This window comes from Mucilaginibacter sp. Mucisp86 (assembly GCF_047324315.1).
Lineage (GTDB): Bacteria > Bacteroidota > Bacteroidia > Sphingobacteriales > Sphingobacteriaceae > Mucilaginibacter.
On sequence record NZ_CP168503.1, the window covers coordinates 1746329 to 1759075 of the forward strand.

Here is a 12747-nt window from a genome sequence, read left to right on the forward strand (position 1 = left end):
CAGTTTATCTACTTTTTTAAAACTCCGTAGGAGTACCATGTTTATAGCACTATTGGAAAGATATAACAAGGCTCCGTAGGCGCCTCCTACTTCTGTATGCAGATCAAACTCCCCACCCCATCCAACAAAAAAGCCCGGTCTGGAATTAACCAAACCGGGCTTTATATTATCGAAACAAAATTGATTATTTCACTTCTTCAAAATCAACATCTGTAACAGTGTCAGAGTTGTCTTGCGGAGCTCCGGCATCACCAGCTGGTGCACCTTGAGCACCTTCGGCAGAAGCTTTGTACATATCTTCAGATGCAGCAGTCCAGGCAGTGTTAAGCTCGGTTTGTGCAGCTTCGATAGCGTCAAAGTTTTTAGCTGAATAAGCTTCTTTTAATTTAGCTAAACCAGCTTCGATAGGTGCTTTTTTATCAGCAGGGATCTTATCACCGTACTCTTTCAATTGTTTTTCTGTCGAGAAGATCAAGGCATCGGCAGCGTTCAGTTTTTCAACTTCTTCTTTTGCCTTTTTGTCAGCGTCAGCATTTGCTTCAGCTTCGTCCTTCATCTTTTTGATCTCGGCATCAGTTAAACCTGAAGAAGCTTCGATACGGATTTTTTGCTCTTTACCTGTAGCTTTATCTTTAGCAGATACATGCAGGATACCGTTAGCATCAATATCGAAAGTAACTTCAATTTGAGGTACGCCACGAGGTGCTGGTGGAATACCATCCAGGTGGAAACGACCTATAGTACGGTTACCTGCAGCCATTGGGCGCTCACCTTGTAATATGTGGATCTCAACTGATGGCTGGCTGTCGCTGGCGGTTGAGAAAGTTTCAGATTTTTTAGTAGGAATAGTAGTGTTTGACTCGATCAATTTAGTCATTACACCACCCATAGTTTCGATACCTAATGAAAGTGGGGTAACGTCAAGTAACAATACATCCTTAACCTCACCTGTTAATACACCACCCTGGATAGCAGCACCGATAGCAACAACTTCGTCAGGGTTAACACCTTTTGAAGGAGCTTTACCAAAGAATTTTTGTACAGCTTCCTGGATAGCAGGGATACGGGTTGAACCACCTACAAGGATCACCTCGTCAATATCAGAAGTGCTTAAACCTGCATTTTTCAAAGCTGATTTACAAGGCTCGATAGTACGTTTAATCAGGTTATCAGCCAGTTGCTCAAATTTAGCACGGGTTAAAGTTTTAACTAAGTGCTTAGGCATGCCATCAACTGCAGTGATGTATGGCAGGTTAATTTCAGTTTGAGCTGAGCTTGATAACTCAATTTTAGCTTTTTCAGCCGATTCTTTTAAGCGTTGTAAAGCCATTGGGTCTTTACGCAGGTCGATACCTTCGTCGCTTTTAAATTCTTCTGCCAACCAGTCAATAATTACCTGGTCAAAGTCGTCACCACCTAAGTGGGTATCACCATCAGTTGATTTTACTTCGAAAACACCGTCGCCTAACTCCAGGATAGATACGTCATGCGTACCACCACCGCAGTCAAACACAGCAATTTTCATATCCTTGTGTGCTTTATCAAAACCATAAGCCAAAGCAGCAGCAGTAGGCTCGTTAATGATACGGCGAACTTTTAAACCTGCAATTTCACCGGCTTCTTTGGTAGCCTGACGCTGAGCATCGTTAAAGTAAGCAGGAACGGTAATAACCGCTTCGGTTACTTCGGTACCTAAGAAATCTTCAGCAGTTTTCTTCATTTTCTGAAGGATCATTGCAGAAATTTCTTGCGGGGTATATTTACGGTCGCCAATTTCAACACGTGGAGTGTTGTTGTCACCTTTAACTACTTTATAAGGTACACGAGCCGCTTCACTTGTAACTTCACTAAACTGGTTACCCATAAAGCGTTTAATTGACGAAATGGTTTTTGTAGGGTTTGTGATAGCCTGACGTTTTGCAGGGTCACCAACTTTACGTTCGCCATTATCAATAAAAGCTACTACAGACGGCGTAGTACGTTTACCCTCGCTGTTAGCTATAACTACAGGCTCGTTACCTTCCATTACAGCAACGCAGGAGTTAGTTGTTCCTAAGTCGATTCCAATTATTTTAGACATATATGATTGTTTTTTCTTTTTGATTTATTGTTTACTTACCACTGCTATTTATCAATGCCTGTGCCAATATGCCAATGGCAGTAAAAATTGCCTTTAATTGTCAGTTCGTGAACAAGGCGGCAGGATAGCTTACTTTGTGATGACAGGTTGGCAGAAGTTATAGAGGTAAAGGCGAAAGGTTAAAGGCAAAAAGGTTATTGCCGGATTTGTTAATTGGCAGTATATCGCTTAACTTAAAACTCGCAATTAAACACACCTATGAAATACATCAGGGAGGGCAATAATAAATTCGGAACAGTATTATATACTATCGACGGCAGCTATGTGCGTAAAGGCCAGGGCCGGTTCGGTGACATATTATATACCATAGACGGCAAAATAGTAAAAAAGGGGCAGGGAATGTTTGGGGATGTAGTTTGTAATCTCGACGATAATCTGATCAGGAAAGGCCGGACCCTCTTTGGCGATGTACTATATAATATCGATGGCAACTTTGTGCGGGAAGGACGCAGCCGCTTCGGTGACATAAAGTTTTATATTGACGAGTGATGGGGAGTGTTGTTAAACCGGAATTTGTGGAATTAAGAAGTTAGCGGAATGTCGGGTAATTTTTAAGAATTCTTTAATTCGTTTAATTCGAGTTCAGACAAAAAATCAGCGGAATCAATGCAATCATTCTAATCAACGGTTCTGAATAATGGCGTTGCCTGCGACCCGGGCTATCCGCTACAAGTCCTCGCCTTACCTGCACGCAAACCCTACCCGCGCTGTGGGCTTTCCGCTACTATCCCTAACGCACTTTACGTTTTTATAATACTAAAGGCTTCTGATAAAATCCTTACATTTATATCAACAAACAAAACGCCTTTGTTACTTAACGCACTCAACAGGCTCATCACACTGCCTGGAATTGTATAACAAACAGCCATAATATACCGGCTGTGCCTTCACTTTAAAAAAGCGAACTGGTTTCTTATTGTTATTTAATTCCAAACATCAAATGTTTTTTATCCAATCACAACGGTTAAAGATGATACCGTTAACACATGAACAATTACTGTTACTTAAACAAGACCGCAAGCTGCTGGAACTATCATTAGGCCTGAATCCGTCTGCTATGCTAATCGATCCATTATATATCAAAGAAATTGATGACGCCTTCGATAGTTTCTGGCTGCCCAACACGCTCGCCTTCCCCGATAAATACCTATGGTATACCGGCTGGGAGATCGTTCTTAAAAGCACCAACACAGTCATCGGCGGCATGGGCTTCGCCGGCTATCCTAATGATGTGGGGGAAGCGGAGATAGGCTACATGATCGATGCCAATCAGCATAACCAAGGCTTCGCTACCGAAGCGTTGCAATTGCTTTCGCAATGGGCATTTACCCATAAATTTGTGAAAGCTATTATAGTGCATACCTATGCCGATAACCTGCCATCAAAAAGGATCCTTGATAAATGCGGGTTCTCCCTTACAGGTGACGAGGCAGAATTGCTCACCTATAAGTTAACCAGGTAACGGCAGCAAAAAAAGACTTACGATTAGTCCGCAAAAGGATATCGTAAGTCTTTTAAATAGCGGTTACGCTTGCTTCTTAACTATTTTGAAGCATTGATCAATGGCGTTTGGTCGTAATAAGCTGCCTCTACAGCAATTTTACCAGCCTTATTAAATTCATCAAACTGCACCAGCTGAAATTTCGCCGTTTTCTTTGTTCTTTTGTTTACAGCGGTTATTGTCCACCACGATTGTACAGTAAAAGGGTCTTTATCATATTGAAGACCATCCGGATAGCCTACCTTAACTATTTTTATCTGGCCCCAGTCCTTCGCGATAGCGGCCCAGGCTTTCTTCTCATCTGCAAAAGAAATTTTCTTAGGGCTTGTAGGGTCGTAAAATTTGGCCGTATCGGCATACAATTTCGCCAGGCCGGCCCAATCCTGCTTAATAAACAGATCGTTAGATTTGTTAACAATGGTGATATATGGATGTTCCTTGTAAATGATACCGTTTTTCTTAGGGGCTTGTGCCCATGTACTACCGGCTAAAAGTACCAAAAGCACGATCAAAAGATTTTTCATTGTTTTAGGATTTAAGGGTTAAACTTGATATAATACTACTTAAATTTAAATACAATAAATCAAAAATACAGTCTAATCCACTGATTATTAGAAATTTATACAAAAATTGTAAAATTTCAAACAATGAAACTTTTGTAAGTCTGAGAACATTAAAACAATACCAGGAGTTAAAGATTTAGTAAAAAGCATTTCGGTTTAATAACATATACATTTACATCCGCTGTTCAAAACAGAGAGCTTGCAGATAAAAGAACCCAATTAAAACAAAAGCGGCCCCGATCAATGATCAGGGCCGCTCTTAGTATGTGTTGAGATGAATAATTAATTATTCGCCTTTTTCAGCATTCTCTTCGTTTTCAGAAGGAGCAGGTGCTTCAGCAGCCGGCTCTTCTTTAACGTCTTCAACTACTACAGCTTCTTCTGCAGCTACCGGAGCAGCAGTTTTAGCTTTTGCACCAGAACCACCACGACGACGGGTTGATTTCTTAGCAGGGGCAGCAGCGTCAGCACCGTAAACAGTGTTGTAATCAACAAGCTCGATGATTGCCATTTCAGCGTTATCGCCTAAACGGTTTTCTAACTTGATGATACGGGTGTAACCACCTGGGCGGTTAGCAATTTTCTCAGCAACCTCACGGAACAAGATCGAAGTAGCGTCTTTATCCTGAAGGTAGCTAAATACTGTACGACGTGAGTGCGTAGTATCGTTTTTTGATTTTGTTAAAAGTGGCTCAACATAACCGCGTAAAACTTTTGCTTTTGCTAATGTTGTAGTGATACGCTTGTGTAAAATAAGCGAAGTTGCCATATTAGCCAGCATCGCTTTACGATGGGCTGTAGTACGGCCTAAGTGATTGTTTTTGTTTCCGTGTCTCATTGTTTTATATATTTCACGTGCATACCGTTGGGCGATAGGCTCAAGCCCTCGGAATTATGCTTTCGCTTAAATGTTAGATTTGAGATGTGAGATATTAGATGAGAGAACTAAGCTCCCTAAGCCATTATCCCGATCTCGTTTGTTACAAATAAAAAATGTTAGATTTTAAGAGCGAGAAAAATCTCATGTCTCAAATCTAACATCTCATATCTTATTCTTCGTCTAACTTAAATTTAGACAGGTTCATACCAAAAGATAAGCCTTTTGATTTAACCAGGTCCTGGATTTCAGTTAACGATTTTTTACCAAAGTTCCTGAATTTCAACATATCAGCAACATCGTACGAAACCAGATCAGCTAAGCTGCGGATATCAGCAGCTTTAAGGCAGTTAAGGGCGCGTACAGAAAGGTCAAGATCAACCAATTCGGTTTTAAGGATCTTGCGCATGTGCAGGATCTCTTCGTCAACTTCTTTAGTTTCTTCTTTAGCCTGTGCTTCAAGCATCATGTTTTCATCGCTGAACAGCATAAAGTGCTGGATCAGGATTTTAGCTGCTTCTTTCAAAGCATCTTCAGGATGGATTGAACCATCGGTAGCAATATCCAATACTAATTTTTCATAGTCGGTTTTTTGCTCAACACGATAGTTTTCGATGGTATATTTTACGTTTTTAATTGGAGTATAGATCGAGTCGATAGCTATAACACCAACATTAGCGTCAGGATTTTTATTTTCCTCGCTTGGTACATAACCACGGCCTTTACCTACAGTAAGCTCAACTTCAAGCGTCACTGAAGGATCCATGTTGCAAAGTACCAAATCAGGATTTAATACAGTAAAGTTGTTAGAGAATTTGGTGATGTCTCCTGCTTTAAATGCATCCTGGCCATTTACAATAACAAATATTTTCTCGCTGTCGCCAGATTCACCTGTTTTCTTAAAACGAACTTGTTTAAGGTTCAGGATGATCTCGGTTACGTCTTCAACAACACCTTTGATGGTCGAAAATTCATGAGTTACTCCCGAAAAACGAACAGAAGTAATTGCATAACCTTCAAGTGATGAAAGTAAGATACGACGCAGAGCATTACCAATGGTTACACCAAAGCCTGGTTCTAACGGACGAAATTCAAACGTACCATCAAAATCATTTGCTTTTTGCATGATAACCTTGTCTGGTTTTTGAAATGCTAAAATTGCCATTTATATCCTTTATTTATTGTTTACTTGTTAATTGATTTGAGATGTGAGATTTGAGATGTGAGAATTTTCTCTGGTATCCAAACGCTTATCCAAACCTTTTGTTTGTCATTTGCATATATACGAAAACCAGAAATGAGATTTGAAAAAACTCTCAAATCTCACATCTGATATCTCATATCTTATTTAGAGTACAACTCGACGATCAGGTTTTCCTTGATGTTTTCAGGGATCTCATCGCGGTTAGGATAGTTAAGGAATTTACCTGTTAGGTTATTCGCATCCCACTCTAACCAGCTGTATTTATTGATTCTTCTACCGGCTACTGAAGTAGTGATAGCCTCTAATGATTTAGATTTTTCACGTACTGCAACCACGTCGCCAGCTTTCAATGCATAAGAAGCGATGTTTACAACAGCACCGTTAACAGTGATGTGTTTGTGGTTAACCAATTGACGGGCTGCTGAACGTGTAGGAGCAATACCTAAACGGAAAACAGCGTTATCTAAACGAGCTTCTAAGAATTTCAACAGGTTTTCGCCTGTGATGCCTTCTTTAGCTGAAGCGCGGTGAAATAAGTTTTCGAACTGACGTTCTAATACACCGTAAGTGTATTTAACTTTTTGTTTCTCTTGCAACTGAGTTGAATACTCTGATTGCTTTCCACGGCGTTTTGATGCGCCATGCATTCCCGGCGGGTAGTTTTTACGTTCTAACGCTTTGTCCGGACCGAAGATCGGCTCACGGAAACGACGGGCAATTTTGGATTTTGGTCCTGTATATCTGGCCATTTTTGTGTGTTCTTAAAGTATCATACAGCCTGTAGCTGCAGAATCTTAGCTTTAAAAAATATGTTAATTAAACTCTTCTTCTTTTTGAAGGACGGCAACCGTTGTGAGGAAGCGGTGTAATATCTTTAATCGTAGTTACTTCGATACCTGCAGTTTGCAAAGTACGGATAGCAGACTCACGACCGGCACCAGGGCCTTTTACAAACACTTCAACTTTACGTAAACCTAAGTCATAAGCAACTTTACCGCAATCGGCAGCAGCTTGTGAGGCAGCGTAAGGGGTGTTCTTTTTTGAACCTTTAAAACCCATTTTACCAGCTGATGACCAGGAAACTGCCTGGCCTGTTTTGTTGGTAAGGGTGATGATGATGTTGTTGAAAGTAGCATTGATATGCGCTTCGCCAACAGGCTCAACAATCACAATGCGTTTTTTGGTAACTTTTTTAGCTTTAGCCATTTTTTTAATCTGTTACTTACGAATTACTGGATTACTACTATAACCCGGACCCGTAAAAATTCCTTAATGAGGTATTCCTGATGAATTAAAGGTTATCAAGCGGCTATTAAGCAGTCTCTAACCTCTAAACACCAATCACTATTTAGTAGCTTTTTTCTTGTTAGCAACTGTTTTACGTTTACCTTTACGGGTACGTGAGTTGTTTTTAGTACGCTGACCACGTAATGGTAAACCTTTACGGTGACGTGTACCACGGTAGCAACCAATATCCATCAAACGTTTAATGTTAAGCTGTACTTCTGAACGTAAAGCACCTTCAACTTTAATTTGCTCGTTGATGATACCACGTATAGCAGCTAATTGCTCATCGGTCCAGTCTTGTACTTTGATATTTACGTCGATGCCAGCTTCAGCTAAAATCCTTTGAGCTGTTGAACGGCCGATACCGTAAATGTAAGTAAGTCCGATTTCTCCTCTTTTATTCTTTGGTAAATCAATACCTGAAATCCTTGCCATATTGTTTATTTAGTGATTTAGTGACTTAGTGATTGGGTGAGCTTTTGCCTTTAATAGATTCAGCAACTCACTAATTCACTAATTCAAAATTAATTTTTCTTAGCCCTGGCGTTGTTTAAACTTCGGGTTCTTTTTGTTAATAACGTAAAGTTTCCCGTTACGGCGGATGATCTTGCAATCAGCGCTGCGCTTTTTGATGGATGCTCTAACTTTCATCTTTTTATTTATATCTATAGGTTATTCTACCCTTTGTTAAATCGTATGGGCTCATTTCCAATTTCACCCTGTCGCCAGGAAGAATTTTAATGTAGTGCATACGCATTTTGCCCGATATGTGCGCTATAATCTCATGACCATTTTCAAGTTCAACCCTGAACATTGCATTTGACAATGCCTCTCTAATTGTACCGTCTTGCTCAATCGAAGATTGTTTAGCCATATTTTGTTGATTATTACTTAATTATCCGCCCTAAAACCGGGATGCAAAATTAATAAAAAATTATTTAATTATTATTTTTTTCTTTTAAAACATTTTCTACGTAATCAAACGTCGATAAAATGTCTGGAGTACCTTTGCGTACCGCTACGGTATGCTCATAATGCGCCGAAGGTTTTTTGTCTGAAGTTGAAACTGTCCAGCCATCATCCCAGAATTTAACACCGGCACGGCCGGCATTGATCATTGGCTCGATAGCTATCACCATTCCTTCTTCCAGTTTGATACCTGCACCACGTTTGCCATAGTTAGGCACTTCCGGCTTCTCGTGCAGCTTTAACCCTACACCATGGCCAACAAGTTCCTTCACCACACCAAAGCCGTTCTTTTCGGCATGTTCCTGTACGGCATGGCCAATGTCGCCTATACGCATTCCTACCACCGCTTTCTCAACACCCAGCTTTAAACATTCCTGGGTAACACGCATCAGTTTCTTAACCTCAGCGCTAACCTCACCAATAGCAAAGGTATAAGCCGAGTCGCCGTAGTATTTATTTAAAATAACACCGCAGTCAACAGATACCAGGTCGCCTTCGGTTAAAACATGTGATCCGGGAAAGCCATGTACAACCTGATCATTCAGGGAGATACACAACGAATAAGGAAATCCGTGATAGTTTAAAAAGGCAGGCACACCGCCGTTGTCCCTGATAAAGGTTTCGGCAAGCTTATCCAGTTCTATTGTTTTAACACCCGGAGCGATAACCTTGGCTATCTCTCCGAGTGTTTTAGAAACAAGTAAAGAACTTTCTCTTATGAGTTCTATCTCTTCGACAGACTTATAATTGATTTTTGACATTACTAATTAAATCGCTGTCGGACTGGTACCGGCAGCGGCAGGCATAGCTGTACGTCCCTTAATTCGTCCGGTTTTCATTAAACCATCATAATGGCGCATCAACAAGTGACTTTCTATTTGCTGTAATGTATCAAGCACAACACCCACCAGGATGATCAGCGAAGTACCGCCGAAGAACCTTGCGAATACCGGAGATACACCAACCAAACTGGCCAATGCCGGAATGATTGCTATAATAGCCAGGAATACTGATCCTGGTAAAGTTATCTTTGAAATTACGCCATCAATAAACTCGGCAGTAGTACGGCCTGGTTTGATGCCCGGAATAAAGCCACCATTCTTCTTCATATCATCAGCCATTTGGTTAGGGTTAACCGTAATAGCCGTGTAGAAGTAAGTGAACAGGATAATCAGGATCCCAAACAACAGGTTATGCTCCCATGAGTTATAGTTAGCCAAAGCTATCAATATACCATTTGAAGATACATTAGGGAAAAACTGCGATACTGTTTGCGGGATAAACATCAATGCCTGGGCAAAGATGATTGGCATTACACCTGCAGCATTTACCTTTAAAGGTATATACTGGCGCACGCCGCCATATTGTTTGTTACCCACAATACGTTTAGCGTATTGTACCGAAATTTTACGTGTTCCCTGTACAATCAGTATAGTGAACATTACCACACCAATAAGCGCTACAATTTCAACAATGAACGCGATCAAACCACCGGCGCCGCCATTACGCGAAATAAACTCGGTAGTAAACGCCATTGGTAACTGGGCTATGATACCCACCATGATGATGAGTGATATACCATTACCGATACCTTTATCCGTGATTTTTTCACCTAACCACATTACGAATAATGTGCCTGCCGTTAACACGAAAGTGTTAAGGAAAATAAAGGTGAATGGATCAGCAATAGTCCTTGCGTCAGCAGCCACCTGCGATTTAAGGTAACCTATAGCCTGTAAAAAGGTAATACCTATCGTTAGGTAGCGGGTCCATTGGTTTAGCTTGTTGCGTCCGCTTTCACCTTCTTTTTGCAATTTGGTAAAATACGGAACGGCAATACCCAGCAGTTGCACCACAATTGAAGCCGAAATGTAAGGCATAACACCTAACGCGAAAATAGAGGAACGTGAAAACGATCCTCCCGCAAACATATTCAGCAATCCTACTAATCCTTCTGCCTTTTGGGTTGATGCTATCGCAGCGTTAACGCCGGGTAAAACAACATATGAGCCTACACGATATATTAAAAGAAATAAGAGTGTGTTAGTAATACGCACTCTCAGATCTTCGATTTTCCAGATATTGGATAATGTGGTGAAAAATTTCTTCATCGAAATTATAACTTAACTATGGTACCACCTGCAGCTTCGATAGCTTTTTGAGCTGTAGCAGTAAATGCATGTGCTTTAACTTCTAATTTGGCAGTAAGCTCACCACGACCCAGGATCTTAACCAGGTCGTTACGTGATGCCAAACCGTGCTCTTTCAAAGTATCAAAATCAACAGCAGTAAGCGAAAATTTTGTTACTAATTCCTGAAGCACATCAAGGTTTACACCTGTGTACTCAACACGGTTAGGGTTTTTAAAGCCCACTTTAGGCACACGGCGCTGTAAAGGCATCTGACCGCCTTCAAAGCCTACCTTAGTGCTGGTACCTGAACGTGAACCAGCGCCTTTGTGGCCACGGGTTGACGTACCGCCACGGCCAGAACCTGTACCACGGCCAATTCTTTTTCTATTTTTGGTTGAACCTTCTGCAGGTTTTAAATTACTTAAATTCATGATATTAAATATTTTCAACCGCTACCAGGTGGTTCACTTTCCTAACCATCCCAACTATAGCAGGTGTAGCCTCAACTTCCACACTGTGGTTAATTTTACGCAAGCCTAAAGCCTCGATTGTTTTTTTCTGGCGTTCCGTTCTGTCGATCACGCTCTTAATCTGTGTTATTTTGATCTTAGCCATGACTGATTATCCGTTAAATACTTTACCTAAACTAATTCCGCGTTGTTGTGCTACTGTATTTGCATCACGTAACTGGGCTAATGCCGATACGGTTGCTTTTACCACGTTGTGCGGGTTTGATGAACCTTTTGATTTTGCCAATACGTTGTGTACACCTGCCGACTCTAATACGGCACGCATAGCACCACCTGCAATTACACCGGTACCGTTAGCTGCTGGTTTAATGAAAACAAAACCACCGCTAAATTTACCAATTTGCTCATGAGGTACAGTTCCGTTAATGATTGGAACTTTTACCAGGTTCTTTTTAGCATCATCAATGCCTTTAGCAATAGCTTCAGTTACCTCTTTAGCTTTACCTAAACCGTAACCTACAACACCGTTTTCATCACCTACTACCACAATGGCAGAGAAGCTGAAAGTACGGCCACCTTTGGTTACTTTGGCAACACGCTGTATGCTTACCAAGCGGTCTTTTAATTCGATCTCGCTTGTTTTTACTCTTTTTATGTTGATTGTTGACATTTCTCTTCTCGATTAAAAGTTTAAACCACCTTCACGTGCACCTTCGGCCAATGACTTAACACGGCCATGGTACAGGTAACCGTTCCTGTCGAAAACCACATCTTTAATACCTGCAGCAATAGCTTTTGAAGCTACTAATTTACCTACAGCTACTGATTGATCTGATTTTGTACCTTCAGCGGCAAAATCTTTTGATAAAGATGATGCAGAAACTAAAGTTTTACCGGTTACATCGTCAATGATCTGCGCATAAATACCTTTATTACTTCTAAATACTGACAGGCGGGGACGCTCTGATGACCCTGAAAGGCGTTTTCTGATGCCTTTTTTAATCCTGTCTCTTCTTGATAGTTTAGCTCCCATGACGATTATTTTTTAGATGCTGATTTACCTGCTTTTCTTCTTAAAATCTCGCCCTGGAACTTGATACCTTTACCTTTGTAAGGCTCTGGAGCACGTAATGAACGGATTTTAGCTGCTACCTGACCAATTAACTGTTTGTCAATTGACTCAAGGATGATGGTTGGGTTTTTACCCTTATCAGCAGTGGTTGTAACTTTAATTTCTTGTGGCAATTCAAATACATAGTGGTGAGAGAAACCCAACACTAAATCTAATGTATTGCCGGTATTGGTAGCACGGTAACCTACACCCACTAATTCCTGGGTTACTTTGTAACCTTCGGTTACACCAATTACCATGTTATTTAAAAGCGCGCGGTATAAACCATGTAACGCTTTGTGACGTTTTTGATCAGACGGGCGTTGAACCAGTAACTGACCGTCTTCCTGTGCAATAGTGATATCGCTATCAATTGCCTGCTGCAACTGGCCTTTAGGACCTTTTACGGTAACAACATTATCTGCTGCTACTGTAACGGTTACTCCTTGTGGCAGTGCTATCGGTGCTTTTCCTACTCTTGACATTGCTTAAA

The 12747-nt window shown here is 40.9% G+C and carries 18 protein-coding genes; 2 read left to right on the forward strand and 16 right to left on the reverse strand.

All coding sequences use genetic code 11. The annotated features are described in order from the left end of the window. Positions 1-184 precede the first annotated feature (184 nt). Complete coding sequence (gene dnaK, locus ACEN9X_RS07055) at positions 185-2080, reverse strand: molecular chaperone DnaK (RefSeq protein WP_413669718.1); 1896 nt, start codon at positions 2078-2080, stop codon at positions 185-187. Between the two features lie 258 nt (positions 2081-2338). Between dnaK and ACEN9X_RS07060 the strand changes: the two genes are divergently transcribed. Continuing rightward, positions 2339-2629 (forward strand): hypothetical protein, encoded by a 291-nt coding sequence (locus ACEN9X_RS07060; protein WP_413669719.1) that lies wholly within the window; start codon positions 2339-2341, stop codon positions 2627-2629. Between the two features lie 481 nt (positions 2630-3110). Beyond that, positions 3111-3602 carry a GNAT family N-acetyltransferase gene (locus tag ACEN9X_RS07065; protein ID WP_413669720.1) on the forward strand — a complete coding sequence of 164 codons (492 nt, stop codon included), beginning with the start codon at positions 3111-3113 and terminating at the stop codon, positions 3600-3602. A gap of 80 nt (positions 3603-3682) precedes the next feature. Here the strand turns inward: ACEN9X_RS07065 and ACEN9X_RS07070 are convergent, their stop codons facing one another. The 15 genes from ACEN9X_RS07070 to rplF all read right to left on the reverse strand — a co-directional run bounded on the left by ACEN9X_RS07070 (position 3683) and on the right by rplF (position 12739). Beyond that, positions 3683-4165, reverse strand: coding sequence for a hypothetical protein (locus tag ACEN9X_RS07070; RefSeq protein ID WP_413669721.1), 483 nt, complete (start codon positions 4163-4165; stop codon positions 3683-3685). A 325-nt stretch (positions 4166-4490) separates the two neighbouring features. Then, a complete protein-coding gene (gene rplQ, locus ACEN9X_RS07075; RefSeq protein ID WP_091216004.1) occupies positions 4491-5042 on the reverse strand; it encodes a 50S ribosomal protein L17 in 552 nt (183 codons plus the stop codon). A gap of 211 nt (positions 5043-5253) precedes the next feature. After that, positions 5254-6246 (reverse strand): DNA-directed RNA polymerase subunit alpha, encoded by a 993-nt coding sequence (locus ACEN9X_RS07080; protein ID WP_091216000.1) that lies wholly within the window; start codon positions 6244-6246, stop codon positions 5254-5256. Positions 6247-6425: 179 nt separating this feature from the next. Then, positions 6426-7034 (reverse strand): 30S ribosomal protein S4, encoded by a 609-nt coding sequence (gene rpsD / locus ACEN9X_RS07085; RefSeq protein ID WP_090529221.1) that lies wholly within the window; start codon positions 7032-7034, stop codon positions 6426-6428. A gap of 67 nt (positions 7035-7101) precedes the next feature. Next, positions 7102-7491 (reverse strand): 30S ribosomal protein S11, encoded by a 390-nt coding sequence (gene rpsK / locus ACEN9X_RS07090; protein WP_090529224.1) that lies wholly within the window; start codon positions 7489-7491, stop codon positions 7102-7104. 138 nt (positions 7492-7629) lie between these two features. Next, positions 7630-8007 carry a 30S ribosomal protein S13 gene (gene rpsM, locus ACEN9X_RS07095; protein WP_091215993.1) on the reverse strand — a complete coding sequence of 126 codons (378 nt, stop codon included), beginning with the start codon at positions 8005-8007 and terminating at the stop codon, positions 7630-7632. A 99-nt stretch (positions 8008-8106) separates the two neighbouring features. Beyond that, positions 8107-8223, reverse strand: coding sequence for a type B 50S ribosomal protein L36 (gene ykgO, locus ACEN9X_RS07100; RefSeq protein ID WP_022833269.1), 117 nt, complete (start codon positions 8221-8223; stop codon positions 8107-8109). Positions 8224-8227: 4 nt separating this feature from the next. Then, entirely contained in the window at positions 8228-8446 is a 219-nt protein-coding gene (gene infA / locus ACEN9X_RS07105; protein ID WP_022833270.1) for a translation initiation factor IF-1, read from the reverse strand. A 64-nt stretch (positions 8447-8510) separates the two neighbouring features. After that, positions 8511-9302, reverse strand: a complete 792-nt coding sequence (map, locus tag ACEN9X_RS07110; RefSeq protein WP_091215989.1) for a type I methionyl aminopeptidase — start codon at positions 9300-9302, stop codon at positions 8511-8513. Positions 9303-9308: 6 nt separating this feature from the next. After that, a complete protein-coding gene (secY, locus tag ACEN9X_RS07115; protein ID WP_413669722.1) occupies positions 9309-10652 on the reverse strand; it encodes a preprotein translocase subunit SecY in 1344 nt (447 codons plus the stop codon). A gap of 5 nt (positions 10653-10657) precedes the next feature. Further along, the gene (rplO, locus tag ACEN9X_RS07120; RefSeq protein WP_413669723.1) at positions 10658-11104 is read right to left on the reverse strand and encodes a 50S ribosomal protein L15; all 447 of its coding nucleotides are present in this window, start codon (positions 11102-11104) and stop codon (positions 10658-10660) included. Between the two features lie 4 nt (positions 11105-11108). After that, the gene (rpmD, locus tag ACEN9X_RS07125) at positions 11109-11288 is read right to left on the reverse strand and encodes a 50S ribosomal protein L30 (protein WP_022833274.1); all 180 of its coding nucleotides are present in this window, start codon (positions 11286-11288) and stop codon (positions 11109-11111) included. A 6-nt stretch (positions 11289-11294) separates the two neighbouring features. Next, positions 11295-11813 (reverse strand): 30S ribosomal protein S5, encoded by a 519-nt coding sequence (gene rpsE / locus ACEN9X_RS07130; RefSeq protein ID WP_090529238.1) that lies wholly within the window; start codon positions 11811-11813, stop codon positions 11295-11297. Positions 11814-11825: 12 nt separating this feature from the next. Beyond that, positions 11826-12176, reverse strand: coding sequence for a 50S ribosomal protein L18 (rplR, locus tag ACEN9X_RS07135; RefSeq protein WP_091215983.1), 351 nt, complete (start codon positions 12174-12176; stop codon positions 11826-11828). Positions 12177-12181: 5 nt separating this feature from the next. Continuing rightward, entirely contained in the window at positions 12182-12739 is a 558-nt protein-coding gene (rplF, locus tag ACEN9X_RS07140) for a 50S ribosomal protein L6 (RefSeq protein WP_091215980.1), read from the reverse strand. Positions 12740-12747 lie beyond the last annotated feature (8 nt).

Bases quoted from the DNA above. Each gene is read 5' to 3' on its own strand.
- rplF (WP_091215980.1), bottom strand. From the start codon at position 12,739: ATGTCAAGAGTAGGAAAAGCACCGATAGCACTGCCACAAGGAGTAACC.
- ACEN9X_RS07065 (WP_413669720.1), top strand. From the start codon at position 3,111: ATGATACCGTTAACACATGAACAATTACTGTTACTTAAACAAGACCGC.
- rplR (WP_091215983.1), bottom strand. From the start codon at position 12,176: ATGGGAGCTAAACTATCAAGAAGAGACAGGATTAAAAAAGGCATCAGA.
- rpsE (WP_090529238.1), bottom strand. From the start codon at position 11,813: ATGTCAACAATCAACATAAAAAGAGTAAAAACAAGCGAGATCGAATTA.
- dnaK (WP_413669718.1), bottom strand. From the start codon at position 2,080: ATGTCTAAAATAATTGGAATCGACTTAGGAACAACTAACTCCTGCGTT.
- ACEN9X_RS07080 (WP_091216000.1), bottom strand. From the start codon at position 6,246: ATGGCAATTTTAGCATTTCAAAAACCAGACAAGGTTATCATGCAAAAA.
- map (WP_091215989.1), bottom strand. From the start codon at position 9,302: ATGTCAAAAATCAATTATAAGTCTGTCGAAGAGATAGAACTCATAAGA.
- rpsM (WP_091215993.1), bottom strand. From the start codon at position 8,007: ATGGCAAGGATTTCAGGTATTGATTTACCAAAGAATAAAAGAGGAGAA.
- rpmD (WP_022833274.1), bottom strand. From the start codon at position 11,288: ATGGCTAAGATCAAAATAACACAGATTAAGAGCGTGATCGACAGAACG.
- ACEN9X_RS07070 (WP_413669721.1), bottom strand. From the start codon at position 4,165: ATGAAAAATCTTTTGATCGTGCTTTTGGTACTTTTAGCCGGTAGTACA.
- rpsD (WP_090529221.1), bottom strand. From the start codon at position 7,034: ATGGCCAGATATACAGGACCAAAATCCAAAATTGCCCGTCGTTTCCGT.
- ykgO (WP_022833269.1), bottom strand. From the start codon at position 8,223: ATGAAAGTTAGAGCATCCATCAAAAAGCGCAGCGCTGATTGCAAGATC.
- infA (WP_022833270.1), bottom strand. From the start codon at position 8,446: ATGGCTAAACAATCTTCGATTGAGCAAGACGGTACAATTAGAGAGGCA.
- ACEN9X_RS07060 (WP_413669719.1), top strand. From the start codon at position 2,339: ATGAAATACATCAGGGAGGGCAATAATAAATTCGGAACAGTATTATAT.
- secY (WP_413669722.1), bottom strand. From the start codon at position 10,652: ATGAAGAAATTTTTCACCACATTATCCAATATCTGGAAAATCGAAGAT.
- rplO (WP_413669723.1), bottom strand. From the start codon at position 11,104: ATGAATTTAAGTAATTTAAAACCTGCAGAAGGTTCAACCAAAAATAGA.
- rplQ (WP_091216004.1), bottom strand. From the start codon at position 5,042: ATGAGACACGGAAACAAAAACAATCACTTAGGCCGTACTACAGCCCAT.
- rpsK (WP_090529224.1), bottom strand. From the start codon at position 7,491: ATGGCTAAAGCTAAAAAAGTTACCAAAAAACGCATTGTGATTGTTGAG.